This window comes from Bradyrhizobium sp. STM 3557 (assembly GCF_045571465.1).
GTDB lineage: Bacteria > Pseudomonadota > Alphaproteobacteria > Rhizobiales > Xanthobacteraceae > Bradyrhizobium.
The window spans coordinates 2,060,741-2,086,501 of the sequence record NZ_CP120697.1 but is presented as its reverse complement, the minus strand read 5'-3'; the positions used below and the strand labels follow the sequence as shown (position 1 = coordinate 2,086,501).

Below are 25,761 nucleotides of genomic sequence, written 5' to 3'. Positions count from 1 at the left end.
GCGCGCGATGCCGTTCAAAGCCGTGGTCTTCGACGCTTATGGCACACTGTACGACATCCAGTCGGTCGCAGCGGTGACGGAGGCTGCGTTTCCCGGCCATGGCGATCTGATCACGCAAATCTGGCGCATCAAACAGCTCGAATACACCTGGCTGCGCTCGCTGATGCGGCATTACCAGGATTTCGCCACTGTGACCCGCGACTCCCTGGCCTACACGCTGCGCACGGTCGGCCTGAGCTGCGATGCGGCCACTTTCGATCGGATCATGGACAAATATCTGCATCTGGATCTCTATCCGGATGCGCTGGCCGCGCTCGGCGCAATGAACGATCGCAAGCTCGCGATCCTATCCAACGGCAGCCCGGCGATGCTGGAGCCGCTGGTGACCAACAGCGGGCTCGACTGCCTGCTCGATGCCGTCATCAGCGTCGATGCGGCCAAGGCGTTCAAGCCGCGGCCGCATGCCTATGCGTTGATCGAGAGCACGCTTCATATCGCGCCGGCCGACGTGCTGTTCGTCTCGTCCAATCCGTGGGACGCTTCCGGCGCCAAGTCTTTCGGGTTACGCGTGGCCTGGATCGAGCGGGTAAGCGCGCGAGCCATGGCGGCGGCCTGCGCCAGAGGCGATCTCGTCGCGCCACTGACAATGTTCAATGCCTTGCGCACCCAGATGGACGAGTTGGGTTTTGCGCCGGATTATCGTATTGCTGCCCTGTCCGAACTACCTGAGATCGTCGCCCGCGCATGAGCCTTGCATCCGTCCGCGCCTTCTTCGCGGAAAAAGCCCCCGACATCAACGTGATCGAATCCGTCCAGAGCTCGGCGACTGTCGCGCTCGCGGCGGAAGCCTATGGCGTCGAGCCGGCGCGCATCGCCAAGACCCTGTCGCTACGGATCGGCGATCGCGTCATCCTGATCGTGGCCGCCGGCACGACACGGATGGACAACAAGAAGGTCAAGGCGCTGTTCGGTGGCAAGCCGAAGATGCTAGGCCTCGAAGAGGTCGCCGACATCACCGGCCACGAGGTCGGCGGCGTCTGCCCGTTCGGGCTGAAGATGCCGCTGCCGGTCTATTGCGATGTGTCGCTGAAGGCTTTCGATATTGTGGTGCCGGCTGCGGGCTCGACCCACAGCGCGGTGAAGATCACGCCTCACCGCTTGGCCGAGCTGACATCAGCCGAATGGGTCGACGTCTGCCAGCATCCCGCCGAGAGCACGCTGCAGGGCGCCGATCACTCGTCGTCCTGATAGGCGGGATACTGCGGATAGGTCTGATAGGGTGGTGGTGGCGGCGCTACCGGACGACGCGCGCCGCGGCGTGGCTCCGTGCTCGCCGTTTCGAACACCGCGCGGCAGGGCGGGCTGAGGCGAGGCACGTTGGCGCGCAGACAGGCCTTGATGCGCTCAACATCGGGAATCTCTGCTCCGCACAATCGCCAGACATCCGGCGTGCAGGCCATCCGCTGCTCCTCAGTTCCACGATTTTCCTGCGAGACCGCCGGATCCACGGCCATGCCGCCCATCATCAACGCCGAGACAAACAAAACCAATCCTTGCACGCGCATGCCGTGCCCTTCCCTCGTTCGAAATCATGCTTCCCCGCGACAGGGGCACCCAAGCTGCCCAATGACCGGGGCGCGGGAAGGTTCGCATCAGACAACAAGACGTGATCGCGCTGATTTGGAACCACACGTCCACACAACCACGCGTGAGCTCGCGCCTGTCGTTACGGTGAAATGCCTGCCAGTGGCATCGTCACTCCACCCGGCCGATCCGCTTCACCGCCGCAATCAATCGCGCACTGTCTGTCGCAACGAATTTTGCGAAGTCCGGCGCATCGAGATAGGCGACCATGCTACCAGCAGCCTCGAAGGATTTCGTCACGTCTGGGCTGGTCGCGACCTGTGCCATCGCTTCGCGCAGCCGCGTCATGATGGCTTGTGGAAGCGCGCGCGGCGCGAACAGGCCAGCCCAGATGTACATCTCGACGTCCTTGTGGCCGAGCTCGATGAAGGTCGGCGTATCAGGGAAGCTCGGAATGCGCGCGGCGCCCCAATTGGCGAGCACGCGCAGCCGGCCATCATCGACCTGCGGCTTCACGGTGCCGGGCGCTGCGGCCATCGCCTGCACCGTGCCGCTGAGCAGCGCGGTCAAGGCGGGGCTGCCACCGCGAAACGGCACGTGCAGCAATTTGATGTCGGCACTCGCGGCAAACATCTCCATCGCAACATGCAGCACGCCATAGGGGCCGGATGAGCCGTACGGAATTTCGCCGGGGCGCGCCCTGGCATCTTCGACGAACTCCGCGAGCGTCTTCCAGGGCGCCGTGGCCGGCACCGCAAGCAGGGTCGGATCCGCCAGCACGCGCGCGATCGGCGCGAACTGCGCGACCTCATAGGCGACGGGACGATTGAACAGCCGGTCGGCTTCCGGCAACACAGCCAGTGACGACAGCGTCATCAACAGCGTGTAGCCATCGGGCGCGGCACGCGCGGCCTGCGCATTGCCGACCGAGCCGCCGCCGCCACCGGCGCGGTTGTCGACGATCACGGGCTTGCCGAGAATCCGCTCCATCGCCGCGGCCACCGGGCGCGCGGCAAGATCGGCTTGTCCGCCGGCGGGGAATGGCACGACCATTGTGATGTTGCGGCTGGGATAGGCATCGTCCGCGAACGCGCTGTCCGCAAGCGCCTGTCCAAGCAGTGGCGCCGCAGCTGCAGCGTGCAGAAAATCGCGTCGGTTCATCGGCCATCCCTCCCCGTTTTTTGCTTGGGGAAAGCCTAACCCGAACTGCGTTCGTCCGTCAGCATGACATTGCGCGGCAATGCAGGCGTCTCATGCTCAGCGCTGCGCCGATCTGCCCTTTTTGCCTTTCGCCAATTCCGTGACCAGAAACTCCGTGAGCACCTCGACCCGTGCCGGCCGCGGTCCGCCGGGCGGCATCACCAGATGTACCGCGCCTTCCACCTGTTTCCAGCCTTTCAGGATCACCTCGACCGCCCCGGCGGCGATCGCATCCCCAATGATGAATTCGGGAAGATCCGCAATGCCGAGACCAGCGACAACCGCCGGCAGCACCGCCTCGCCGTTGTTGACGCGAAGCTGTCCGCCGGGACGGACGCTCGCCTGCTCGCCGGTCCCGTTGGTGTAGGTCCAGACAGCGGGGTTCGAGAGATAGGCATAGCCGAAGCATTTGTGCTCGGCGAGATGCATAGGATGAGATGGCCGCCCGTGCCGTTTCAGATAGGACGGCGCCGCCACCGTATAGCGCGGCATGCCGCACAGGCGCCGCGCGATCAGCGAGGAATCCGGCAGCCGGGCAATTCGGAGCGCAAGGTCAAAGCCCTCGCCGACCAGATCGACCGTCGCATCGCTCAAGTGAAGGTCGATCGAGACCTCCGGATATTCCGCAAGGAACGCAGGCAGCAGCGGCGCGATGCGCTTGACACCGAAGGTCATCGGCACCGCGAAGCGCACCAGCCCGCGCGGCACGACCGACTGCGCCAGGGCTTCAGTCTCGGCCTCCTCGCCTTCGGCGAGCAAGCGTGCCGCACGCTCCGATAGCCGCTGGCCGGCATCGGTGAGCGCAAGGCGGCGCGAAGTGCGGTTGAACAGCCGCGTGCCGAGCCGCTCTTCCAGCCGGCCAACTGCCTTCGAGACCGTGGCCTTGGAGAGCGCGAGATCCTGCGCGGCGCCTGCGAAGGAGCGCAGCTCGACCACCTTCGCGAAGATCGCCATCGCCTCGAAATCGGGAAGTTTTGCCATCGCGGAAACTATGTCTCGCTTTTAGAAACAATTCGTTTCGATCATTTCTATTTCTACACTAGCTGCGGAGGCATATCCAGACGTCATCGCAAATTTCAGCAGCGGAGAAATCCGATGACCAAGAAGCTCTCAGGAAAGGTTGCCCTCGTCACCGGCGGTTCGCGCGGCATCGGCGCAGCCACCGCCCGCGCACTGGCCGAGGAAGGCGCCCATGTCGCGATCAGCTACGTCGCCTCGCCCGAGAAGGCCGAGGCCCTGGTGACGGAGCTGAAAGCCAAGGGCGTCACGGCGCGCGCCTACAGGGCTGACCAGGCATCGAGCAGGGAGGTCGAGCAACTGGTCAACAATGTTGCCCGCGATTTCGGCCACCTCGACATTCTCATCAACAATGCCGGTGTGGTGGCTGTCGGCGCGGTCGATGATCCCAAGGCCGACTCTGCGGCACTCGACCGGCAGGATGCCGTGAACGTGCACGGCGTGATCACGGCGATCCGCGCGGCGTCGCGGCTGATGGGCGACGGTGGCCGCATCGTCACCATCGGCTCCGATCTTGCAACACGCGCCACCTTCCCGGGCGTCGCCGATTACGTCGCCAGCAAGGCTGCGATCGTCGGCTACACAAAGGGCGCGGCACGAGACCTGGGACCGCGCGGCATTACCGTGAACGTGCTGCAGCCGGGCTCGACCAACACCGACATGAACCCGGATGACGACCGCGAATTTGCCGAGGCGCAGCGCCAGCAACATGCGCTGAAGCGGTTCGCAAGGCCCGAGGAGATCGCAGCCGGCGTCGTCTTCCTCGCCAGCCCGGACGCCTCATTCGTCACCGGCACGGTGCTCGACGTCGACGGCGGCTTCAACGCCTGAGCCCGAGCGCAGCCGCCAGGCCCGGCCGCGGGTCGCGGCCGGCACTGATCCATTCAATAAGGGGAACAATCCATGATCGAGCTCAAACCATTCGCGACACTCGGCGCCGCCGACCACGGCTGGCTGAAGGCGAAGCATCACTTCTCGTTCGCCAGCTATTACGATCCGAACAATGTGAGCCATGGCGCGTTGCGGGTGTGGAACGACGACGAGATCGCGCCGAACACCGGCTTTCCGGCCCACCCGCACGCCAACATGGAGATCATCACCTATGTCCGCGAAGGGGCGATCACCCACCAGGACAGTCTTGGCAACAAGGGCCGGACCGAGGCAGGCGACGTGCAGGTCATGAGCGCCGGCAGCGGCATCCGCCACTCCGAATACAATCTGGAGCCAATCACGACGCGGATCTTCCAGATCTGGATCGAGCCGACCACCGAAGGCGGCCAGCCGACCTGGGGCGCCAAGCCGTTCCCCAAGGCGGACCGCTCCGGCAGACTGATGACGCTGGCGAGCGGTTTTGCCGATGATGCCGACGCGCTGCCGATCCGCGCCAACGCCCGCGTGCTCGGCACCACGCTGCGCGCCGGCGAGCTCGCCGAATACGACGCCAACGCCTCACGGCACCTTTATCTGGTGCCGGCGACCGGCAGCGTCGAGGTCAATGGCGTTCGTGTCAACGCCCGCGACGGCGCTGCGATCCACGACGAAGCCAGGCTCACGATCACCGCGCTCGAAGATTCCGAGCTGGTGCTGGTGGATGCCGCCTGACCCCTCACTCACGATCATTGAACTCAACGGAGCATTCCATGACCAAAGTTCTCGTTCTCTACTACTCCGCCTACGGCCATATCGAGGCAATGGCCAATGCGGTCGCCGAAGGCGCCCGTGAAGCCGGCGCCACCGTCGACATCAAGCGCGTGCCGGAATTGGTACCGGCCGAGATTGCCAAAGCCTCGCACTACAAGCTCGATCAGGCCGCACCAATCGCCAAGGTCGAGGAGCTCGCCAACTACGACGCCATCATCATCGGCACCGGCACCCGCTTCGGCCGCATGGCGTCGCAGATGGCCAACTTTCTCGACCAGGCCGGCGGCCTCTGGGCGACGGGCGCGCTGCACGGCAAGGTCGGCGGCGCCTTCACCTCGACCGCGACCCAACATGGCGGCCAGGAGACCACGCTGTTCTCGATCATTACCAACCTCCTGCATTTCGGCATGACGGTGATCGGTCTGAACTACGGCTTCGCCGGACAGATGAAGCTCGACGAGGTGACGGGCGGCTCGCCCTATGGTGCGACGACGATCACCGGTGGTGACGGCAGCCGGCAGCCCAGCGCGAACGAACTCGCCGGGGCGCGCTATCAGGGACGCGTCATCGCAGAGACCGCGAAGAAACTACATAGTTAATGTTACGCCCGTAACGCTGGAGTTGACGTTTGCATGACGTCGTAATGAAGGAACGGCAAACGTCAACTCTGCTGCATGGCTGATGCGACGCATGCGGCACTCCTCTCGCAGGTTGGGTCGCACCATCTGATGCGGGGGGAAGAAGGATTTTGCCATGCTCGAACTCTTCATGATCATAAACATGGCGCGCAGCCCACTGCAGGCGATGGCGCGGCGCTGGTATTGCAAGGGACTGTTCCGGGCCACCCGCGGCCAGCGGCGCTGTGCGGAATGCGGGGCAGCCTGAGCCGTCGACCGGTTGGCGCGCCATCCGTCGGAGGTGCGCCATTGGCTTCGTGGCCATTCATTGAGCTTGTCCCCATATGGGTTTGACAACTCACGACGCCGGGCCGGCCGCGTCTGTTGTTGCATGCACCTGCGACACTCATAGTTAATCCGTGAGACCTGGTACGAATTCTTCCAAACCTTGTTTCGATTTCAGACAGCAATGCTGTGCCGCGACCGCACCAAATCGGGGCAGCCTGCGATGTCCTTGACGATTGCCGCGTAAAACCCTGGCCGATTTCGCCCGCCCCACGCATCTCTCCGTTCTCCACCGATGGCACGGCAGTTGCTGACATGCCGTCGCAAAAGCCCGCTTCGACATGTTGTCCGACGACCGACAGTTCAGGGCGCTCCGGGCATCTCATACTCTCGAAACAGGGCACGCGAGGACACATGCTGTTCATGCTGGGACATGACCGGTCGGCCCTGGTCCATGCCGTCTGCCGGACCCGCGAGCTGCAGCTTCCGGATTTCACCGATGCGCGGCGCGAGCCGATGCGCGCCCCGCGACCCCATGGCATGGATTTCGCGCAACAGTTCGACGCCACCACGCTGCTCTACGACGCGCTCGACCTCGGCGATGGCGAGGCCGTGCTGCTGGCGCCGCCCCTCTTCAATCTCGCGGACGAGATCGCCGCCACGACATTCACGGGCGATGGCGAGATCTGCCGGGCAGACATCAAGACTTACGACCGCCATGCGCAGATCTGGCTGACCGGCATTCGCGCCAACGCGGTGCAAGCGCGTGGACCGATCGGTGATATCACGATTCCGCTGTCGCCGAGCCACAGCGAGATGTTCCGCGATCGCCGTGTCATCTTCACGATCTCGAAGGACAATCCGGTCGCGTGGATCCTCGATTGGGTCCGGTTCAATCGCGATATCCATGGCGCCGATGCCGTGCTGATCTACGACAACGGCTCGGCTGCTTATGACGGCGCGACGCTGAGCCAAGCACTGCAATCGATCCGGGGCATCGCTTGCTCAGTCGTGGTCGAATGGCCCTATCCCCGCGGTGCTCAAGGTACGAACAGTCGGGATCACGCCGATGTCTGTCGGCTCGGTGCATGGGAGCACGCGCGCTGGTGCTTCCTGCAGCATGCGCGCAGCGCAATGAACTCCGATGTCAACGAACTGGTGCTGTCGCAGGATGGGCGCTCGGTGTTCGAGGCGGCCGAACGCTCCCACTACGGCTTCGTCCGGTATCGTGGGCGCTGGATCATCGGCGTTGACGGCCCCGATGCCGATCCCGGCGATCGGCTGCCGCGCCATCGCGACTTCTCGATCCTGATGCCGCCGGACTACCGCTGGTCCTGGCGGCGTGGCCGGCGGGACCTAAGCCGCTGTCTGCCAAAATGGACAGTAGTGCCGGCGCGGTGTCCACGCGACGTGCAATGGCATGTCCATTCGGTCGCGTCATGGCTGCCCTCCTATCTGCCGTGCAGCCGGAATTTCTCGTTCAGCCGTTTCGGCGAGATAGGCAGCGACTGGAAATCCCAGCGCACCAACCGTGTCGCGTTCGACCCGGCCGTTCACATCACAAATGATCTGCTGGTGAAGACGCTCGCGCGCGTCGACTGGAGCGCCTGACGCGCGATGCGCTCAATCTGCTGTCTGGAGAGCCGGCCGTATTGGCGGCCGGCTCCCGGAGCTCACAGCCGCGTTGCGCTATAGCGGCTTGATCTGCACCTTCCGGAACTTCACCACGCCTGAGCCATATTGCAGGGCGATCGGCCCGCTCGCATGCGTGCTGTCATCGACATCGGCCGTCTTTTCGCCGTTCAGCACGACGGTGAGATGCGGCCCCTTGGCGGTGATCTCATAAGTGTTCCACTTGCCACCGGCCTTCGGCATCGGATCGACCTTGGAGACATCGACGATCGCACCGGTGCCGTATTTCGGATCGGGCCGCTTGTCGAACACATTCACCTCGTAGCAGATCTTGGAGTCGATCGCGTCGGACTTGTCGCAACGGATGAAGATGCCGCTGTTGGCCGCATCATCCACCCAGAACTCGGCCCGGATCTGGAAATCCTTGTAGCTGTCCTTGGAGACGAGATAGGCGAGATCCTTGCCGTCGAGCTTGTCGGCGGTCAGCGCGCCGTCCTTCATCTCCCAATTGGCCTTGCCGACCTCGCTCCAGTCGCCCTTGTGGGTGCTGTCGAGCAGCGTGATCCAGCCATCCTCGGCCGATGCCGCGCGGCCGGATTGAAAAGCAACGGCGCCGATCAGAAATCCAGCCGCGAGAATGAAAGAGCGATAACGCATCGAAAGTCCTCTCCTTGGGTCGTATCGGAGCAGCACAATAGCAAAGTGCCGCGCAGTGCAAGCACCGTTTCAATGCTGCAGTTGCGTTGTCAACGACGCATCGCGCTTGCTTGCCCTTGGACAGCGGCCCCAGCTAACATAGCTGCCAAAGACGGCCGCAGGTCATGTCAGGAGGATTGTCGTGAGGATGGACACACGCCGGAATATGCATTGGCGCGGCTGGCGCCATCTCGCTCTCCCCGTCGTATTTGCGGCTACGTTGAGCGTCGGCTCGGCCGCAGAACTCAATCCCGCTGCCCTGGCTTACAAGCTGCCGGATCAAATTCCTTGGGGTCCGGTCGATGCGCGCGGCGCACAGATGGCGGTCGTGGTCGGTGATCCCGACAAGCCCGGCTTCTACATGGTCTACAACAAATGGACCAAGGGGCATCATTTCAGCCACCCGCACTTCCATCCCAACGATCGCTACATCGTGGTGCTGCAAGGCACATGGTGGGTCGGCACCGGCGCGAAATTCGATCCCGAGCACAGCTCGGTGCCGATGCCGGCCGGCAGCTTCGTCACCCATTTCGGCAAGCAGGTGCACTGGGACGGCGCCAAGGACGAGGACGCCGTGCTCCTGATCATGGGCGAAGGTCCGGGAACGGCGACCGCCGTACCGGAGGAGAAGTGACGCGCTGCTTCTTGGCCCCAGCATTCGGGAGAGCGAATGTTGGTGCCAAAATGAAGAGCGTTACGAAGGCGCGGCAGCTTCAGTGACGGGCGAGCGCCGGCCGAGGATCGCGGAGGCCAGCGCCGCCACGACGACGTTGAGGATCAGCGCGCCGAGCCCGACATAGAAGCTGTAGGTGGTCTCGCCCAGCGTCATGGTCGCAAGCGGCTTCAGCCCGTTGCTCCAGGCCGTATACGTGCCCCAGAGGATGCCGACCGCCCAGCCCGCGAACAGGCCTTCAGCGCGGAACCAGCGCGTGAACAGTGTGAACACCAGCGCCGGGAAAGTCTGCAGGATCCAGAGGCCGCCGAGCAGCTGCAGGTCGAGCGCATACTGCACCGGCAGGAACAGCGTGAAGGCGAGCGCGCCGACCTTGACCACGAGCGAGGTGATCTTGGCGACACTGGCTTCACCGGCGTGCGTGATCGCCGGATTGACATAGGCCTTCCAGACATTGCGCGTGAACAGATTGGCGGCGCCGATGCTCATCACTGCGGCCGGCACCAGGGCGCCGATCGCGATGGCAGCAAAGGCGAAGCCCGAGAACCAGGACGGGAACAGCGTCTGGAACAGCTGCGGCACCACCTCGTTCGGCGAGCTCACCTTGAGCTGCGCCGCATGGGCCATGTAGCCGAGCAGCGCGATGAGGCCGAGCAGCAACGTATAAGCCGGCAGCAGGATCGCGTTCTTGCGGATCGTGTCGGCCGACTTGGAGGCGAACACGCCCGTCAGCGTGTGCGGATACATGAAGGCCGCGAGCGCCGAGCCCAGCGCGAGCGTCGAATAGGCAAGATACAGCGATGGGTGAAGCGTCAGACCCGTTGTGCCGCCTTTGGCGGCAAAGGCATCGCCCGCCGCGGCGAACACCGCGCCATAGCCGCCGAGCTTGGCCGGCACCACCACGACCGCCGTCAGCACCACGATATAGATCATGATGTCCTTGACGAACGCGATCAGCGCCGGTGCACGCAGGCCGGAGCTGTAAGTGTAGAGCGCAAGGATGATGAAGGCCGCGACGATCGGCAATTCGCCCTGGAGGCCCATGGTCTTGATGACAGCGCCCATGCCGACCAGCTGCAGCGCGATATAGGGCATGGTCGCAACGATGCCGGTGAGCGCGACCGCAAGCTCCAGGGCGCGCGACTGATAGGCGCCATGGACGACGTCGGCTGCCGTGACATAACCGTTGCGATGCGCCACCTTCCACAGCACCGGCATCACCGCGAACACGAAGGGATAGACGATGATCGTGTATGGCAGCGCGAAGAAGCCGTAGGCGCCGACCGCATAGACCAGCGCCGGCACTGCGATTACGGTGTACGCAGTGTAGAAATCGCCGCCGACCAGAAACCAGGTGATCCAGGTGCCGAACTGACGGCCACCGAGACCCCATTCATCGAGATGCTCGCTCACCGGCCCCGATTTCCAGCGGGACGCGACGAAGCCCATCACGGTGACGAGCGCAAAGAAGAAGACGAAAACCGAGACGGCTACCCATTGGATCTGACCGGGCATCGCGTGCACTCGCTCAATTGGCTTGGTCGTCGTGTGGCTGGCTGCGATAGACCAGCCAGATCAGAAGCGACGAGATCGGCACCCAGGCGAGCTGATACCAGTAGAAGAAGGGGAAGCCGAACAGCTCCGGCTCCATGAAATTATAGAACGGTACCCAGAGCAGTCCGACAAAGGGCACCAGCAGCAGCAATCGGATCAAGGAAAGCCTCATCGATGGCGAGTTTGGCTGCCCTTATTCGTCACGGAATGGCGCAATCAAAATAAACTTATTGCGATTGGCTTCGCAGGCGCGCTTCGTCGCGAAACCGCGCCGGCAGCAGCATAACCGCTGCCGCCGCATCGCCGCACTGCCCTACTTCACGAGCTCGGCGCCGATCTTGCAGATGGCGGCGTCCTGATCGCCGGTGCCGCCGCTGCAGCCGATCGCGCCGATCAGCTTGCCGCCTTCCACCAGCGGAAAGCCGCCCGGACTTGCAACCAGCGTCGGATCGAGCGTGCTGACATAGGGATGACCGGTCTCAAACGCATTGTAGAACGCGCGCGTCTCTCGGCGGAAGCGCGCCGCCGTCCGCGCCTTGCCGATCGAGATCGGCACGGAGGCGAGCTGTGCACCGTCCATGCGGGCGAAATGCACGAGCTCGCCATGCGTGTCGACCACGGCGATGTTCATCTTCCAGTTCCGTTTCTTGGCCTCGGCCTCGGCGGCCGCCAGCACTTCCTTCGCCCGTTCGAGTCCGATCGGCGTGCCATAGGGAATATCGAACGGCATCGCATCGGGCGTGCCGCCCGCTGCCGGCGGGGCTGGCGGAGCAGCGGGCGCCGCAGCATTCTGCGCCGTCGCAGGCAGGCATATGGCCGTGACGGCGCAGACGCCGAGTACCGTCAGAACAATCGAACGCATCTCATTCCTCCCCATGTTGTCTATGATTTGCCGATCTCGTCTCCGAACGGCGGCGCCGTGGACGACTCCCTGCAACCCCTGTGCACAATCAATATTCCAACCCGCGGCTTATCCCGACCACATCATCAAGATCGTGGTGCCGTTTGCGTCCGGTGGCGGCACCGGCGTCGCAACCGCGAACAACCACGCCTGGATTGAAGGACAGCATTGCGGATCGGGAGTGGTGCATCACTCCGGCTCATTTCCTTGTTGTTATGCGTTTCCTTGTTGTTATGCGCTGCGTGCGCGACGGCCGCGCGACCACGGTGATGGACGTCGCGATCGCCAACAGACTAGCATTGGTACCAACAGCAAAAACAAGCAAACTTTCACTTGGGAGGATCGACATGAAGCGCGCGCTGCTCGGATGCCTGCTGCTTTTCGCCTCGCCCGCGCTGGCGCAGCAATCCGTACCATCGATCAATTTCGAGTCGGTGCCCAACCCGCTGAAGCTGCCTCGCAACATGTATTTCGGCGAGGTCTCCGGCGTCGCGGTTCCAAGGGGCACGTTTACGTGCTCTCGCGGGGCAACACGACAGGTCCCGCCTACGCCGCCGCTGCGGCGCAATTGCTCGAATTCGACGCCAGCGGCAAATATATCGGCGAGATGGGCAAGAACCTCTATGCATGGTCGTTCGCCCATACGGTCAAGGTCGACCCGCAGGACAATATCTGGGTCACGGACAAGGGCTCGGACATGGTCATCAAGTTCGATCCCCAGGGCCGGGTGCTGATGGTGTTCGGCCGCAAGCAGGAGGCATCCGACGAGGACACCGCCCCGCTCAAGCACCCGAAACCGCCGCTGCCGGCCGAGGACGGCCGCTTCCGCCAGGTCACTGATGTCGCCTGGGACAAGCAAGGCAACGCTTTCATCAGCGACGGCTACATCAATTCGCGCGTTGCCAAGGTGGACAGGGACGGCAACTGGGTCAAATCCTGGGGTGACCGCGGCAGCGAGCCTGGGCAGTTCAACACGCCGCATTCGATCGCAACCGATGCCGACGGGAACGTCTATGTCGCCGACCGCGGCAACCATCGCATCCAGGTCTTCGATAGCGACGGCAAATTCCTGCGCCAGTTCACCATCGACGTGCCCGTGCCGCCGGATGCCAAGCCCGCGATCGGCAAGATCCCGGACGAGGCGATGATCAAGGGCGGCACCTTCGCACCAGGATCGCCCTGGGCGCTCTGCATCACGCCGCCGCCGCACCAGGTGCTCTACAGCTCCGATGCCTGGCCAGGCCGCATCTACAAGCTCTCGCTCGACGGCAAAGTGCTCGGCATGCTCGGGCAGTCCGGCAAGCAGCCGAAGCAGTTCGGTTGGATCCACGCCATCGCCTGTCCGTCAGAGAACACGCTCTACGTCGGCGAGCTCCTGAACTGGCGCGTGCAGAAGCTGATCCTGAAGCCCTGATCGGCCCTCAGGTATAGGGATCTATCAGCTTCTTCTGATCGGCGCTGTGGCGCGCCAAAAGATCGATGAAGATCCGCACTTTCGCCGCAAGGTAATGCCGATGCGGATAGCTCGCGTTGACGGCAAATTCGAGCGGCCGATAGTCCGGCAATAGCCGCACCAGATGACCTGCATCGAGATCGCCGCGAACCAAAAATCCGGCGGCGAGGCTGATGCCGACGCCATTGAGTGCAGCTTGACGCAGCGTCTCGCCACTGTTCGTAACGAGCTGACCGGAAATCCGCAGCGCAACCGGTGCGCCAGTGGGATCGAGAAATCGCCATTCGTCCTGATACGGGTAATGCACGTGCCGCATGCAGTTGTGTGCGGCAAGGTCGGACAACTGACGCGGCATGCCATGTTTCCCGATATAGGCGGGTGAGCAGCACAGCACGTGGCGCCACGTAGCAAGGCTGCGGGTGATCAGACTGGAGTCGCGTGGCGGCACCAGCCGAACTGCCAGATCAAATCCCTCCTCGATCATGTCGACCTCGCGCTCGCCCATCATGACTTCGAGCTTGACCTCGGGATAGGTCGACATGAACTCGGTCACGACCGGCACCACGAATGGGACGAGGTGGGTTGCGATATAGAGGCGCAGCGTGCCGCGCGGCGTCGATTGCAAGGTGCTGGCGATGTTGTCGGCTTGTTCGAGATCGGCGAGGATCTGCGTGGCGCGATCGTAATAGGCCTTGCCGACCTCGGTCAGACTGACCTTGCGCGTCGTGCGGTTGAGCAGCCGGACACCGAGCCGGTCCTCCAGCGCCTGCACGTGGCTGCTCACCATGGTGGTCGACATGTTGAGGCGGCGGCCGGCGGCTGAGAACCCGCCGGCGTCGACCACGCGGACGAAGGCCGTCAGGCTGGTCAAGCGATCCATTGCCACCCCGCATTATACGCTATCACAGGATAATCCTTCTAGTTTTTGCCAGATTATCAGACCGAGGAAGACATCGCATCTTACCGGGCAACAGGCGCCCTGGGCGCGAACGCGTTGTTCGGAGATCACCATGTCCAGCCTCGATTATGTCTCTGATCCGAAACAAAAAATCGGCGCGGCGCCGTCGCGGAATGCGATCAAGCGCGCCGCCATCGGGTTGGCCCTGGCGCTCGGCGTCACGGCCGCCGCGGATTATGGCTATGACTATCTGACCGTCGGCCGCTACCTGGAGACCACCGACGATGCCTATGTCAAAGCCGACTCCACGCTGATCTCGCCAAAGGTCTCCGGTTACATCGCCGCGGTGCTGGTCAGCGACAACGAGAAGGTCAAGGCCGGCCAACTCCTTGCCCGCATCGACGACCGCGATTTCAAGACAGCATTGGCGCAGGCCCGCGCCGACCTCGCAGCTTCGGAGGCTGCGGTCCGCAATCTCGACGCCCAGATCGAGCTGCAGAAGCCCATCATCGCGCAGCAGGCCGCCGAGGTCGATGCAGCCGACGCCAACCTCAAATTCGCCGAGCAGGAACGCGCTCGCTATGACGAGCTGATGAAGTCCGGCTCCGGCACCGTGCAGCGGGCGCAGCAGACCGACGCGGCCCTGCGCGCCCAGACCGCGCAACTGCAGCAGGGCCAGGCCGGCTTGATCGCGGCCAACAAGAAGCTCGAGGTGCTGGCGACCGACCGCGCCAAGGCGGTCGCGCAGCTCGACCATGCGCGGGCCGTTGCGCAGCAGGCCGAGCTGAACCTGTCCTACACGGAGATCACCGCGCCGGTCGACGGCACTGTCGGCGCACGCACGCTGCGGGTCGGGCAGTTCGTGCAGGCCGGCACGCAGCTGATGGCGGTCGTGCCGCTGGATCAGGTCTATGTCGTCGCCAATTTCAAGGAGACGCAGCTCACGCATATGGGGGACGGCCAGCCGGTCGAGCTGCGCATCGACAGCTTCCGCGGCACGCCGCTCAAGGGCCATGTCGACAGCCTGTCACCTGCGTCAGGGCTCGAATTCGCGCTGCTGCCGCCCGACAACGCCACCGGCAATTTCACCAAGATCGTGCAGCGCGTGCCGGTGAAGATCGTGCTCGATGCGCACGATCTGAACGGCCTGTTGCGGCCGGGGATGTCGGTCGAGCCGACCGTCGACACCAAGGCGACCGTGATCGCCGAGCGCGCGTCCGGCCGACAAGTCGCGACCAATCGTCCGGCGTCCCGCCCGAACGGCGGTTGAAGCTGAAGGAGGCTCCGATGACCGCGCTGCAATCCACGCTCCCCTCCCTTCCCGCCGCGCAAGCCGGGACTGCGCGGGTTCCTGCCGCGACGCCAGAGGTCTCGGCGCGCACCTGGGTCGCGGTGCTCGGCGCCACGCTCGGCGCCTTCATGGCGGTGCTCAACATCCAGATCGTCAACGCCTCGCTGGCCGACGTGCAGGGCGCGATCGGCGCCGGCATCGACGATGGCGGCTGGATCTCGACCTCCTATCTCATCGCCGAGATCGTCGTGATCCCCTTGAGCGGCTGGCTCGCCCAGGTGTTCTCGATCCGCATCTATCTGCTCACCAATGCGGTGCTGTTCCTCATCCTGTCGGCGGCCTGCGCGCTGGCGCAGGACCTGCCGCAGATGATCGCGCTGCGCGCCGTGCAGGGCTTCACCGGCGGCGTGCTGATCCCGATGGCCTTCACCCTGATCATCACCCTGCTGCCGAAGGCGAAGCAGCCGGTGGGCCTCGCGCTGTTCGCGATCTCCGCCACCTTCGCGCCTGCAATCGGGCCGACCATCGGCGGCTATCTGACGGAGAACTGGGGCTGGCAGTACATCTTCTACGTCAACATCGTGCCGGGCGCGGTGATGGTCGCCATGCTGTACTTCTCGCTCGACGCCAAGCCGATGAAGCTCTCCTTGCTGCGCCAGGGCGACTGGCCCGGCATCATCACGATGGCGATCGGCCTCTCCGCGCTGCAGACCGTGCTCGAGGAGGGCAACAAAGACGATTGGTTCGGTTCGCCCTTCATCGTCCGCCTCACCGTGATCGCGGTCATCGCGCTCGGCCTGTTCCTGGTGATCGAGTTCACCACCGAGAAGCCGCTCTTGAACCTGCGCCTGCTGTTCCGCCGCAATTTCGGCTTCGGCATCCTCGCCAATGTCCTGCTCGGCACCGCGCTGTACGGCTCAGTCTACATCCTGCCGGTCTATCTCTCCCGCATCCAGGGCTACAATGCCGAGCAGATCGGCATGGTGCTGGCCTGGACCGGACTGCCGCAGCTCGTCTTGATTCCGCTGGTGCCGCGGCTGATGCAGAAGGTCGACGCGAGGATTGTGATCGGCGTGGGCTTTGCGCTGTTCGCGGCTTCCAACTTCATGAACATCTTCATGACCAACGACTACGCCACCGACCAGCTGTTCTGGCCGAACGTGGTCCGCGCCGTGGGCCAGGCGCTGGTGATGGCCCCCCTGTCAGCCGTTGCGACCGCCGGCATCGAGCACGAGCATGCCGGCTCCGCTTCCGGCCTGTTCAACATGATGCGCAATCTCGGCGGCGCGGTCGGCATCGCGGTGCTGCAGACGTTCCTCACCAAACGCGAGCAATATCACTCCAATGTGCTGATGCAATCCGTCTCGCTGCTCGAACAGGCGACCCTCAACAGGCTCGACCAGCTCACCCAGTACTTCGTCAATCACGGTGTGATCGACCGGGTTGATGCAGCCCACCGTGCCTATGTCGCGATCGGCCACACCGTGCAGAAACAGGCCTTCATCCTCGCTTTCAGCGACACCTTCTACCTGCTCGGCGTCGCCCTGATCGTTGCGCTGATCGCGACGGCGCTCTTGAAGAAGCCCGATCACGTCAGCGCGGGTGAAGCGCACTGATGACTCACACTGCCGTGGCGCGCGCGAAATCGATGTAGATCTCGCGCAGCCGCGTCGCCATCGGCCCGACCCTGCCATCGCCAACCGGCTTGCCGTCAATCGTGACCACCGGCTGCACGAACGCGCTTGCGCTGGTGATGAAGGCCTCCTTGGCCTTGAGTGCCTCTTCGACAGTGAACGCCCGCTCCTCGACCTTGAGCTGCCGCTCCTCGGCAAGCGCCACTACCGCCTTGCGGGTGCAGCCCGGCAGGATCGCATTCGAATTCGGCCGCGTCACGATCACGTCGTCCTTTGTCAGGATGAAGGCCGAGGACGAGCCTCCCTCGGTGATCTGGCCATCCTCGATCATCCAGGCTTCGCCGGCGCCGGCCGCTGCCGCCGCCTGCTTCGCGAGCACCTGCGCGAGCAGCGCCACGCTCTTGATGTCGCGCCGCGCCCAGCGGATGTCAGGCACGGTGATGACGCCGATGCCGGTCTTGGCCGACGGCGCGTTGACGATGTCCTTCACAGTGACGAACATGATCAGGGTCGGCGTCACGCCCTTCGGAAAGGGAAAGTCCCGGCTCTTGTCGGCGCCGCGGGTGACCTGCAGATAGACCATGCCGTTGTCGAGCTGGTTGCGCGCGATCAGCTCCTTCTGCAATTCCTCAATTCGCGCGACGCTCTCCGGCAGCGCGAGGCCGATCTCGCCGACCGAGCGCTCCAGCCGCGCCAGATGCGAGGCACTGTCGACCAGCTTGCCGTCCAGGACCGCCGCGACCTCGTAGATGCCGTCGGCGAACAGGAAACCGCGGTCGAGGATCGAGACCTTGGCCTCGGAGAGCGGAACGAACGAGCCGTTGACGTAAGCGATCGGGTCCAAGGTCTTTCTCCTAAACTTCGAGTTTCCTGGCTCAGGGCTGCGGCCTTGCCCCGGAGGTTGCCCCCGGTGTCATCGTCCGCCACCCGGTCCGGCCTTCGGCCGGCCGGATGACAGGCTCCGGCGGACGATCCAGTACGCCGCGACGCTTCGGTTCGATCTCTTCTGCCGCTGAGTACTGGATGCTCCGCCTGCGCGGAGCATGACAGCGGTGGGAATCAGTGCGACAGGATCTTCGACAGGAACTGCTGGGCGCGCTCGCTGCGCGGCTTGCCGAAGAAATCCTCCTTCTTCGCATCCTCGACGATCTCGCCGCGGTCCATGAAGATGACGCGATTGGCGACTTTCCTCGCAAAGCCCATCTCGTGGGTGACAACCATCATGGTCATGCCTTCGCGGGCGAGATCGACCATGACGTCGAGCACCTCGCTGATCATCTCGGGATCGAGCGCCGAGGTCGGCTCGTCGAACAGCATCGCGATCGGGTCCATGGCAAGCGCGCGTGCGATCGCGACGCGCTGCTGCTGGCCGCCGGACAGCTGTGCGGGGAATTTCTGCGCCTGCTCCTTCAGCCCGACCCGTTCGAGCAGCTTCATGCCTTTGGCGCTCGCCTCGTCATGCCTGCGGCCCAGCACCTTCTCCTGCGCCAGGCAAAGATTGTCGATGATCTTGAGGTGCGGAAACAGCTCGAAATGCTGGAACACCATGCCGACGCGCGAGCGCAGCTTGGGCAGGTTGGTCTTGGAATCGTTGACCTTGATGCCGTCGATGGTGATCACGCCCTCCTGGAAAGGCTCCAGCGCATTGACGCATTTGATGAGCGTCGACTTGCCCGATCCCGAGGGGCCGCAGACCACCACCACCTCCCCCTTCGCGACAAAGGTCGTGCAATCCTTCAGCACCTGGAAGGCCGGGCTGTACCATTTATTGACGTGGCTGATTTCGATCATGCGAACACTATCTGACGATGGCGATGCGCGACTGCAGCTGACGAACGCTGAATGACGCAACACAGGAGATGACGAAGTAGACCAGAGCCGCGAACAGGTACATCTCGACCAGGCGGCCGTCGCGCTGGGCGACCTTCGAGGCCGCGCCGAGGAAGTCGGGGATCGAGAGCACGTAGACCAGGGAGGTATCCTGGAACAGCACGATGGTCTGGGTGAGCAGCACCGGCAGCATGTTGCGGAACGCCTGCGGCAGCACGACGTAGCGCATGGTCTGGCTGTAGGTCAGGCCGAGTGCGGATGCCGCCGCCGGCTGGCCGCGCGAGATCGACTGGATACCGGAGCGCATGATCTCGGAGAAATAGGCCGCCTCGAACATGATGAAGGTGATCAGCGAGGAGGCGAAGGGACCGACGCTGATCGGCCGCGACGCGCCCGTGAGCCATTGCCCGATATAGGGAACCAGGAAGTAGAACCAGAAGATCACCAGCACCAGCGGCAGCGAGCGGATGAAGTCGACATAGAGGCCCGCGAACCAGCCGAGCGTGCGATAGCCGGAGAGCCGCATCAGCGCGATCAGCGTGCCGAAGATCAGACCGCCGGCCGCCGACAGAGCGGTCAGCAGCAGCGTGAAGCTCATGCCGTCGATGAACAGATAGCCGAGCGAGCGGCGGATGACGTCGAAATCGAAATTGGCCAGCATCTCATTTGCCCGTGATGTAGCCGGGGATCGCGACGCTGCGCTCCAGCAGGCGCATGCCGATCACGACGACGACGTTGATGGCCAGATACATGATGGTGGCGGCACTGAACGCCTCGAACACCTGGAACGAGAACTCCTGCATCGAGCGCGCCGCCCCCGTCAGCTCGATCAAGCCGATGGTGATTGCGACTGCGCTGTTCTTCACAGTGTTCAGGAACTCGGAAGTGAGCGGCGGCAGGATGATGCGGAAAGCCATCGGCAACAACACATAACGATAGACCTGCGCGGTGGTGAGGCCGACCGCCGTCCCGGCCATCCTCTGGCCGCGCGGCAATGAGCCGATGCCGGCCGCCAGTTGCACGGCAACGCGCGCCGACATGAACAGGCCGACGCCGATGGCGGCGGTGTAGAACGGCGCGTTCGGCATCTGCTTCAGCCACAGCCCGGCCGCGGGCGGCAGCAGCTCCGGCAGCACGAAGAACCAGAGAAAGAGCTGCACCAGGAGCGGCATGTTGCGGAAGAATTCGACGTAGCAAAAGCTGAACCACGATGCCGTCTTGGACGGCAAGGTCCTGAGCACGCCGACGATCGATCCGGTGACGAGCGCGACGATCCAGGCGAACAGCGAGACCTTGATCGTCACCCACAGTCCCGACAGCAGCATGTCGAGATAGGTGCCTGCCCCGGTCGGGTCAGGCTCGAAGAAGATGTGCCAATTCCAGTGATAGTTCACGAACGCTGTCCGAGCGGGTTCAGATAAGGATCGCGCCCATGCAATGACTAGGCCATTGCATGGGCGCACGCATCGTCGCTTTTTACTTCAGAACGTAGGACGCCGGATCCGGCGAATCAGACGGCTTGGCAAATTCCGCTTTCAGCTCCGGCGAGATCGGCGTGTTGAGGTTAAGGCCCTTCGGCGGGATCTTCTGCGTGAACCACTTGTCGTAGAGCTTGAGCCCCTCGCCGCTCGTATAGATATGGGCGGTGGCGGCATCGACGACCTTCTTGAAGGCGGGATCGTCCTTGCGCAGCATGATGCCGTAAGGCTCGGGCGTCGAGAACGCGTCCGTCGAAATCGCGTAGAGGCTCGGGTCCTTCGATCCGGCCACCAGGCTCGCCAGCAGGATGTCATCCATCACGAAGGCGGCCGCACGATCGGTCTCGACCATCAGAAAGGCTTCGGCGTGATCCTTGGCCGGGATGATGGTGGCGCCGAGGCCCTTGGCCGCATTGGCCTCGGTCAGCTGCTTGATGTTGGTGGTGCCGGCGGTCGACACCACGGTCTTGCCCTTGAGGTCCGCAATCGACTTGATGCCGCTCGACTTCTTGAAGACGTAGCGGCTCGCGGTCAGGAAGTGGGTGTTGGTGAACGAGACCTGTTTCTGCCGCTCGGCATTGTTGGTGGTCGAGCCGCATTCGAGATCGATGGTGCCATTGGCGAGCAGCGGAATGCGGGTCGAGGACGTCACCGGATTGAGCTTGACCTCGAGCTTGTCGAGTTTCAGCTCCTTCTTGATGGCATCGACGACGCCATAGCAGATGTCCATGGCGAAGCCGATCGGCTTCTGATTGTCGTCGAGATAGGAGAACGGGATCGAAGAATCGCGGAAGCCGAGCGTGATCGCGCCCGTATCCTTGATGTTCTTCAAGGTCCCCGTCAGCTCCTCGGCCTGCGCCTGGGCCGACAACTGGCTCGCGCCAAGCACGGCGGCGAACGCAAGGCCCAAAATTCGAAATTGCTTCATTCGTGATCTCCTCGGTCCGGCAATTTTGCCGGATGCTTGCATAAACCGGGCCCGATTCCTATGGCCCGCCGGTCCCGCGTGGGCGCGGCCGGCCGGGACCATAAACCGTCTGCCGGCGGCCGCCGCCCGGACGATTGCGACAAATTGCCTGTCCTCCGCGCCATTCGGCAACTACGCAGTAGCGCCAAGCTTGCGGATGGTAAACAGCGACGCGAGGCTGAGCAGGGCCACCAGACTAAGGTAGTAGCCGGGCGCCATGTCGCCGATAAAGGCGATGGTGCCAAGCGCCGTCATGATCGCCGGCCCCATGCCGCCGAAGATCATGACGCCGATATTGTAGCCAAGCCCGAGCCCGGTGGCCCGCGACTCCGCCGGCAGCAGCTCCGCCATCAGCGCCGCGAGCGGACCATAATAGAGCGCCTTCAGGGTGGCGACCGCAAACACGGCGCCGATGATGATACCGGATGTCGGATACCGCGTCAGGATATAGAAGGCCGGATAGATCGCGAGCAGCAGCAGCACGTTGATCGTGATCATGTGGGTGGTGCGGCCGATCCGGTCGGAAACCGCACCCGCCAGCGGCGTCAATAGCGTGACGGCGAACTGGCCGGCCAGCGACGCCATGAATCCGACGGTGGCCGGCACGTTCAGCTTCTGCACGGCGTAGGTCGGAAAATAGACGATCAGATAGTTCACCGCCGTCGACACCGCGAGCACGCCGATGCCGAGCAGCACGGCACGCTTCTGCTTGAAGAACACGTCCCTGACCGGCGAGCCGTCCTTGCCCCCCGGGGGCGGACCGGGATCCTCCATGTGGTTGCGGATATAGAGGCCGACCGGTCCGATCAGCACGCCAAAGAAGAAAGGAATCCGCCAGCCCCAGGCCTGCAGATCGGCGGGGCTCATCGCTGAGGTCAGGATGGCGCCGAAGGCGGCCCCGAGCAGGCCGCTGACGCCCTGGCTCGCAAACTGCCAGCTCGCGATGAAACCGCGCCGCTCCGGCATGTGTTCGACGAGGAAGGCGGTCGAGCTGCCGAACTCGCCGCCGGCCGAGAAGCCCTGCACCAGGCGCGCCATGATGACCAGCAGCGGCGCCAGCACCCCGATGGTCGCATAGGTCGGCATCAACGCGACCGCGAGCGTGCCGAACGTCATCAGCAGGATCGAGATCATCAGCGAGGCCTTGCGGCCGCAGCGATCGGCATAGGCGCCGAGCACGATGCCGCCGATCGGGCGCACCAGATAGGACAGACCGAAGGTGCCGAAGGTCAGCAGCAGCGACGTCGTCGCATCATTCGAGGGAAAGAAGGCCTTGGAGATGTAGACCGCGAAGTAGCCGTAGACCGCGATGTCGAACCATTCCAGCGCGTTGCCGACCGACGTCGCGATCACCTGCTTGGCGAAGCTTTTTTCGCTCGCAATCCCTGCTGTCACCGGGGTCGAAAGTGTCATGGATTTTCTTTCTGGCAGACGCTTTGCAAAGCCTTTAGTTCGACCTCGCCGGCTGGATGGTTCGCGTGGGCACGCCTCTCGCGGCGCACTCGCTGCAACCTCGCCCCGCTTGCGGGGAGAGATCGGATCGCATCGTCAGATGCAATCCGGGTGAGGGGGTACAGGTCCAACGACTTGCACCCATCGTGCGTCTGCCCCTCACCCCAACCCTCCGAGCGCGAGCGAAGCTCGTCGCGGCCCCGTAAGAACGGGGAGAGGGAGCGCACCGTGCTCGTTGTTAGGAGGCGTAGCCCGGATGAGCGCAGCGATATCCGGGAATTGCATCCCCGCATGTCGCTGCGCTCATGCGGGCTACCTGCTAGAAACACCGTCACAGCGGCCTCTCCAGCTCGCCGATGTCCCAGAACAGGCCAGCCATGATCGCGAGCGCCTCCTCCGTGACGCTGAGCAGAATGTGCTCGTCGGGCGCGTGCTGGGAGCAGCCGGGATAGGAATGCGGCAGCCAGATGGTCGGCATCTTCAGGACGTCCGCGAACACATCGTTCGGCAGCGAGCCGCCGAAATTCGGCAGCACCGCAGGCTGCTTGCCGCTGCTCGCCTTCACGGACTCCGCCGCCCATTTGATCCAGGGGCTGTCGAGATCGGCGCGCGAGGCGATGAAGCTCTGCGCCGTCGTCACCTCGATCATCGGGAAGCCGTTTGCCGCGAGATGCTCGCGGATCACCTCCGCAATGTTGTCCACCTTGGTGCCGACCACGAAGCGGAGCTGCAGCACGGCGCGGGCGCGGCCGGGGATCGCGTTCGCGGGCTTATCGATATTGCCGGTCGAGAGCGCCAGCACCTCGAGCGTATTCCAGGCGTAGAGCCGCTCGGCCGGCGACAGCCCGTCCTCACCCCAATTGTCCGACAGCTGCGGCTCGTCTTCTGTCGGCTCGACCTTGACGTCGGCGAGCGCATCGCGAATGGCATTGGTGAGCCGTGGCGGCTTCAGCGCCTCGAGCTTGATGCGGCCATGGCCGTCGACCAATGTCGCAATCGCATTCACCAGGATGGTCGCGGGATTGGCAAGCACCCCGCCCCAATTGCCGGAGTGATGCGCGCCCTCGCGCAAGTTCACGTCGAGATGAATGCGGATGCCGCCGCGGCAGCCGAGAAAGATGGTCGGCCGCTCCGCCGACAGCCGCGGCCCGTCGGAGCCGATGAACAGATCGGCCTTCAGTGCATCGCGATGCATGTCGGCGACGCGGGCCAGATCCGGCGAGCCGGTCTCCTCTCCCATCTCGATGATGAACTTGGCGTTGAAACCGAGCTTGCCGCCGCGCGTCTCCTTCACCGCACGCAGAGCCGCCATGTTGATGCTGTGCTGGCCCTTGTTGTCGGCGGTACCACGACCATAGGCGCGATTGCCTGATGTGGTGATGGTCCAGGGATCGAGGCCGTCGCGCCACTCCCCGACCATGCCGTCGACGGTATCGCCGTGGCCATAGCTCAGCACCGTCGGCGCGCTGTCGCTCTCGTGGTGTTCCGCGATCAGGAACGGCGACCGTCCGCTCGGAGAATCGATGATGCGGCTTTCGAAGCCGAGTGCGGCGAAGGATGGCGTCAGCTCATCCTTGAGATAGGCGTAGAGCTCGTTTTTGCGTTCGGCGTTGAGGCTCTCGGTCCGATACGCCACCCTGCGGTCGAGCTCAGCAAGGAACTCGCCTGATTGGAGATATAGGCGGGCGCGGGCGATTGCATCATTCCTGGTCATGGCGCTTTTCCGGTCACGAGGCGACGGCGCGTCTTATCGGGATCGGCGGCGGAACGAAAGAGCTGATATCCGCAAGCGCCGCACGCCTTGTCAGAGTCACCGGAATGCAGCACCGTCCCGCCCTGCCCCGGCACGAGACCGGGCATCGTCAAGGGAGGTGACCTATGAAAACGCTGTTGCGCGCGGGCGCGCTGTCGCTGCTGCTGGCCGGCTCCGCGCTGGCATTGACCGGCGAACGCATGGCCGAGATTCCCCTGGACAAGATGACCCCGGCCCAGCGCGCGGTGGCCGAGGGCATCATGTCCGGCCCGCGCAAGAGCCTGAGCGGCCCGTTCAACGCCTGGCTGCGCAGCCCGGAGCTCGCCGACCGCCTGCAGAAGGTCGGCGAATATCTGCGCTTCAACACCTCGCTCGACAAGCGCCTCAACGAGATGGCGATCATCATGTCGGCGCAATATTGGGGCGCGCAATATGAGTGGTACGCGCACGCGCCGCTGGCACTGAAGGCCGGGCTCGATCCAGCCATCATCGCTGCGCTCGGCGAGGGCAAGAAGCCCGAGACCATGAAGGACGACGAGGCAATCGTCTGGGAATTCACCACGCAGCTTCGCCGCGACCACAATGTCGATGATGCGATTTATGCGCGCGCGGTCGACAAGTTCGGCGAACAGGGCGTGATGGATCTGATCGCCGTCAACGGCTACTACGATGTGGCGTCGATGACGCTCAACGTCGCTCATGTCATGCCGCCCGCGGGGACGGAGATGCCGTTCAAGCAGGCGGGGAAGTAGGCCGTTGCCGTCGCTCCATCCTCGTCATTGCGAGGAGCGCAAGCGACGAAGCAATCCAGACTTCCTCTATGCAAAGACGCTGGATTGCTTCGCTTCGCTCGCAATGACGGAAGGCAGCATTTTGTTTGGATACGCGACCTCCAATTCTCTGCTGTCGTCCCCGCGAACGCGGGGACCCATACCGCGTAATGTCTGAAACAGGCATGCCGTGAGCACCGCGCAAGACAATCAAATCCTGTGGTTGGGTCCCGGGTCGGCGCCCGCCATCGCTATCGCGCTGGCGGGCTTGCCCGGGACGACAGCTGAGAACAATTCGCCGACTTGCGCGTCATCGTTCTCGCGGCGCATTCACGCCCGAGCTATCGATCAGTTCTCGCTCTCCGAAAATCGGAGGGCGCAGGGAAGGCCGGGTGCTTAGCCCACACCCATGGCCCGCCTGCAACAAAGAAAGCA

General features: G+C 63.8%; 28 protein-coding genes. 12 read left to right on the top strand and 16 right to left on the bottom strand.

The genetic code is table 11. The features are described from left to right. Positions 1 to 7 precede the first annotated feature (7 nt). A complete protein-coding gene (locus P6U24_RS09325; RefSeq protein ID WP_407158838.1) occupies positions 8 to 748 on the top strand; it encodes a haloacid dehalogenase type II in 741 nt (246 codons plus the stop codon). Continuing rightward, positions 745 to 1,248 carry a YbaK/EbsC family protein gene (locus P6U24_RS09320; RefSeq protein ID WP_407158837.1) on the top strand — a complete coding sequence of 168 codons (504 nt, stop codon included), beginning with the start codon at positions 745 to 747 and terminating at the stop codon, positions 1,246 to 1,248. Before P6U24_RS09325 ends, P6U24_RS09320 begins: the two co-directional genes overlap by 4 nt. Here the strand turns inward: P6U24_RS09320 and P6U24_RS09315 are convergent. The 3 genes from P6U24_RS09315 to P6U24_RS09305 all read right to left on the bottom strand — a co-directional run bounded on the left by P6U24_RS09315 (position 1,233) and on the right by P6U24_RS09305 (position 3,765). Next, entirely contained in the window at positions 1,233 to 1,565 is a 333-nt protein-coding gene (locus P6U24_RS09315) for a hypothetical protein (RefSeq protein WP_407158836.1), read from the bottom strand. The two genes, P6U24_RS09320 and P6U24_RS09315, sit on opposite strands and share 16 nt — an antisense overlap. Positions 1,566 to 1,755: 190 nt before the next feature. After that, on the bottom strand, positions 1,756 to 2,745 hold the full coding sequence (locus P6U24_RS09310) for a tripartite tricarboxylate transporter substrate binding protein (protein WP_407158835.1): 990 nt from the start codon (positions 2,743 to 2,745) through the stop codon (positions 1,756 to 1,758). 96 nt (positions 2,746 to 2,841) lie between these two features. Further along, positions 2,842 to 3,765, bottom strand: a complete 924-nt coding sequence (locus P6U24_RS09305; protein WP_407158834.1) for a LysR family transcriptional regulator — start codon at positions 3,763 to 3,765, stop codon at positions 2,842 to 2,844. 114 nt (positions 3,766 to 3,879) lie between these two features. Here P6U24_RS09305 and P6U24_RS09300 point away from each other — a divergent pair, with 114 nt between their 5' ends. From P6U24_RS09300 to P6U24_RS09280, 5 genes are all read left to right on the top strand, one after another. After that, complete coding sequence (locus P6U24_RS09300; protein WP_407158833.1) at positions 3,880 to 4,632, top strand: SDR family NAD(P)-dependent oxidoreductase; 753 nt, start codon at positions 3,880 to 3,882, stop codon at positions 4,630 to 4,632. Between the two features lie 72 nt (positions 4,633 to 4,704). Beyond that, positions 4,705 to 5,403, top strand: a complete 699-nt coding sequence (locus P6U24_RS09295) for a pirin family protein (RefSeq protein WP_407158832.1) — start codon at positions 4,705 to 4,707, stop codon at positions 5,401 to 5,403. A 38-nt stretch (positions 5,404 to 5,441) separates the two neighbouring features. Continuing rightward, positions 5,442 to 6,041: an NAD(P)H:quinone oxidoreductase gene (wrbA, locus tag P6U24_RS09290; RefSeq protein ID WP_407158831.1), complete on the top strand. Its 600-nt coding sequence runs from the start codon at positions 5,442 to 5,444 to the stop codon at positions 6,039 to 6,041. A 154-nt stretch (positions 6,042 to 6,195) separates the two neighbouring features. Then, a complete protein-coding gene (locus P6U24_RS09285; protein ID WP_407158830.1) occupies positions 6,196 to 6,327 on the top strand; it encodes a hypothetical protein in 132 nt (43 codons plus the stop codon). 431 nt (positions 6,328 to 6,758) lie between these two features. Then, positions 6,759 to 7,955 (top strand): hypothetical protein, encoded by a 1,197-nt coding sequence (locus tag P6U24_RS09280; protein WP_407158829.1) that lies wholly within the window; start codon positions 6,759 to 6,761, stop codon positions 7,953 to 7,955. Positions 7,956 to 8,033: 78 nt separating this feature from the next. Here P6U24_RS09280 and P6U24_RS09275 read toward each other — a convergent pair whose 3' ends face one another. Further along, a complete protein-coding gene (locus tag P6U24_RS09275) occupies positions 8,034 to 8,633 on the bottom strand; it encodes a DUF1080 domain-containing protein (protein WP_407158828.1) in 600 nt (199 codons plus the stop codon). Between the two features lie 187 nt (positions 8,634 to 8,820). Between P6U24_RS09275 and P6U24_RS09270 the strand changes: the two genes are divergently transcribed. Then, positions 8,821 to 9,306 (top strand): cupin domain-containing protein, encoded by a 486-nt coding sequence (locus P6U24_RS09270; RefSeq protein WP_407158827.1) that lies wholly within the window; start codon positions 8,821 to 8,823, stop codon positions 9,304 to 9,306. 60 nt (positions 9,307 to 9,366) lie between these two features. Here P6U24_RS09270 and mctP read toward each other — a convergent pair whose 3' ends face one another. From mctP to P6U24_RS09250, 4 genes are all read right to left on the bottom strand, one after another. Further along, on the bottom strand, positions 9,367 to 10,860 hold the full coding sequence (gene mctP, locus P6U24_RS09265) for a monocarboxylate uptake permease MctP (RefSeq protein WP_407158826.1): 1,494 nt from the start codon (positions 10,858 to 10,860) through the stop codon (positions 9,367 to 9,369). 13 nt (positions 10,861 to 10,873) lie between these two features. After that, positions 10,874 to 11,056, bottom strand: coding sequence for a DUF3311 domain-containing protein (locus P6U24_RS09260; protein WP_407160405.1), 183 nt, complete (start codon positions 11,054 to 11,056; stop codon positions 10,874 to 10,876). A 156-nt stretch (positions 11,057 to 11,212) separates the two neighbouring features. Further along, positions 11,213 to 11,761: a GlcG/HbpS family heme-binding protein gene (locus P6U24_RS09255; protein WP_407158825.1), complete on the bottom strand. Its 549-nt coding sequence runs from the start codon at positions 11,759 to 11,761 to the stop codon at positions 11,213 to 11,215. Positions 11,762 to 11,999: 238 nt separating this feature from the next. Then, complete coding sequence (locus tag P6U24_RS09250) at positions 12,000 to 12,308, bottom strand: hypothetical protein (RefSeq protein WP_407158824.1); 309 nt, start codon at positions 12,306 to 12,308, stop codon at positions 12,000 to 12,002. A 6-nt stretch (positions 12,309 to 12,314) separates the two neighbouring features. Between P6U24_RS09250 and P6U24_RS09245 the strand changes: the two genes are divergently transcribed. Further along, positions 12,315 to 13,214, top strand: a complete 900-nt coding sequence (locus tag P6U24_RS09245; protein ID WP_407158823.1) for a peptidyl-alpha-hydroxyglycine alpha-amidating lyase family protein — start codon at positions 12,315 to 12,317, stop codon at positions 13,212 to 13,214. A 7-nt stretch (positions 13,215 to 13,221) separates the two neighbouring features. Here the strand turns inward: P6U24_RS09245 and P6U24_RS09240 are convergent, their stop codons facing one another. Further along, positions 13,222 to 14,133 carry a LysR family transcriptional regulator gene (locus tag P6U24_RS09240; RefSeq protein ID WP_407158822.1) on the bottom strand — a complete coding sequence of 304 codons (912 nt, stop codon included), beginning with the start codon at positions 14,131 to 14,133 and terminating at the stop codon, positions 13,222 to 13,224. A gap of 130 nt (positions 14,134 to 14,263) precedes the next feature. Between P6U24_RS09240 and P6U24_RS09235 the strand changes: the two genes are divergently transcribed. Together P6U24_RS09235 and P6U24_RS09230 are read left to right on the top strand one after the other, a co-directional pair. After that, on the top strand, positions 14,264 to 15,421 hold the full coding sequence (locus tag P6U24_RS09235) for an HlyD family secretion protein (RefSeq protein WP_407158821.1): 1,158 nt from the start codon (positions 14,264 to 14,266) through the stop codon (positions 15,419 to 15,421). A gap of 149 nt (positions 15,422 to 15,570) precedes the next feature. Continuing rightward, positions 15,571 to 17,058, top strand: coding sequence for an MDR family MFS transporter (locus P6U24_RS09230; RefSeq protein WP_407160404.1), 1,488 nt, complete (start codon positions 15,571 to 15,573; stop codon positions 17,056 to 17,058). Between the two features lie 4 nt (positions 17,059 to 17,062). Here the strand turns inward: P6U24_RS09230 and P6U24_RS09225 are convergent, their stop codons facing one another. The 7 genes from P6U24_RS09225 to P6U24_RS09195 form a co-directional block, all read right to left on the bottom strand. Continuing rightward, a complete protein-coding gene (locus tag P6U24_RS09225) occupies positions 17,063 to 17,920 on the bottom strand; it encodes a D-amino-acid transaminase (RefSeq protein ID WP_407158820.1) in 858 nt (285 codons plus the stop codon). 215 nt (positions 17,921 to 18,135) lie between these two features. Next, entirely contained in the window at positions 18,136 to 18,867 is a 732-nt protein-coding gene (locus tag P6U24_RS09220) for an amino acid ABC transporter ATP-binding protein (protein WP_407158819.1), read from the bottom strand. A 7-nt stretch (positions 18,868 to 18,874) separates the two neighbouring features. Next, positions 18,875 to 19,567: an amino acid ABC transporter permease gene (locus tag P6U24_RS09215; RefSeq protein WP_407158818.1), complete on the bottom strand. Its 693-nt coding sequence runs from the start codon at positions 19,565 to 19,567 to the stop codon at positions 18,875 to 18,877. A gap of 1 nt (position 19,568) precedes the next feature. Continuing rightward, a complete protein-coding gene (locus tag P6U24_RS09210) occupies positions 19,569 to 20,300 on the bottom strand; it encodes an amino acid ABC transporter permease (protein WP_407158817.1) in 732 nt (243 codons plus the stop codon). 82 nt (positions 20,301 to 20,382) lie between these two features. Continuing rightward, positions 20,383 to 21,312, bottom strand: coding sequence for an amino acid ABC transporter substrate-binding protein (locus P6U24_RS09205; protein WP_407158816.1), 930 nt, complete (start codon positions 21,310 to 21,312; stop codon positions 20,383 to 20,385). Positions 21,313 to 21,483: 171 nt separating this feature from the next. Next, positions 21,484 to 22,764: an MFS transporter gene (locus P6U24_RS09200; protein ID WP_407158815.1), complete on the bottom strand. Its 1,281-nt coding sequence runs from the start codon at positions 22,762 to 22,764 to the stop codon at positions 21,484 to 21,486. 370 nt (positions 22,765 to 23,134) lie between these two features. After that, positions 23,135 to 24,517 carry a M20 family metallopeptidase gene (locus tag P6U24_RS09195; protein WP_407158814.1) on the bottom strand — a complete coding sequence of 461 codons (1,383 nt, stop codon included), beginning with the start codon at positions 24,515 to 24,517 and terminating at the stop codon, positions 23,135 to 23,137. A gap of 164 nt (positions 24,518 to 24,681) precedes the next feature. Between P6U24_RS09195 and P6U24_RS09190 the strand changes: the two genes are divergently transcribed. Continuing rightward, a complete protein-coding gene (locus P6U24_RS09190) occupies positions 24,682 to 25,308 on the top strand; it encodes a carboxymuconolactone decarboxylase family protein (protein ID WP_407158813.1) in 627 nt (208 codons plus the stop codon). Positions 25,309 to 25,761 lie beyond the last annotated feature (453 nt).